At 70.8% G+C, this 718-nt stretch carries 1 protein-coding gene; it reads left to right on the top strand.

Features of this window, described 5'->3' with window-relative positions:
- Positions 1–143 precede the first annotated feature (143 nt).
- Complete coding sequence (locus BZY54_RS09050) at positions 144–464, top strand: hypothetical protein (RefSeq protein ID WP_086724313.1); 321 nt, start codon at positions 144–146, stop codon at positions 462–464.
- Positions 465–718: the final 254 nt, after the last annotated feature.

Below are 718 nucleotides of genomic sequence, written 5' to 3'. Positions count from 1 at the left end.
TGCCCGGCATCCCCGACGGGACCGTCGAGCCGGGGAAGGCCGTCGACGCCCGATGCCTCACGGGCCGCGCCTCGTGGCGTACCGCCGGCTCACGCGCTGTGGCGTATACGCGGCTGCCGGCAACGACGTGCCAAACTGTCCCCATGCCTCGACGGATCATGTTCGTGCAGTTGAAGACGGGATACGACACCGACCGCGGGCCGTCCTGGATCGGCTGGGTGGACTTCTCCAAGACGTGGCAGACCGCCCGTTTCCAGGGCAGGACGTTGCGCCGGGCAGGGGGCATGTCCGACGGGAACTTCTACGACGTCGACTCCCAGGAAGAGTTCTGGGTCTCGGGTCCGAAACGGGACCGCACCGACACCCGCTACGCCCCGTCCGCCCCGGAGATAGAACCGGACTGCGCCGATGCCTATCGCGCATTCCTGGACGGTGCGCCCCTGCCCGGCCGAGAGAACGGCTAGCAGGTCCCTCATCGCTGTACTGGCCAGGCTTACGCGCCGCCCGACCCGGCACCGGCGTCGTCGCGCGACACGAGGAGCGGTGCGCGCAGCGCCAGGTTGAGCCGGGAGCGCGGCGGCCAGGCGATTGCGAGATCGGGTCTCGTGCCTGCCGCGGAGGAGTGAGCAACCGGTCGGCCCGTCGCCGCAAGCCGAGCGGCGCGTTCGTGAACCCTCGCCGCAACTGGCTGACGAGCCCGGGCACGGGCCGGCTTGGC

This window comes from Streptomyces carpinensis (assembly GCF_002154505.1).
Lineage (GTDB): Bacteria > Actinomycetota > Actinomycetes > Streptomycetales > Streptomycetaceae > Streptomyces > Streptomyces carpinensis.
The sequence above is the reverse complement of the archived record's forward strand: the minus strand, read 5'-3'. Positions and strand labels throughout refer to the sequence as shown.

Coding starts and splice junctions, on each gene's coding strand:
- BZY54_RS09050 (WP_086724313.1), top strand. CDS start 144: ATGCCTCGACGGATCATGTTCGTGCAGTTGAAGACGGGATACGACACC.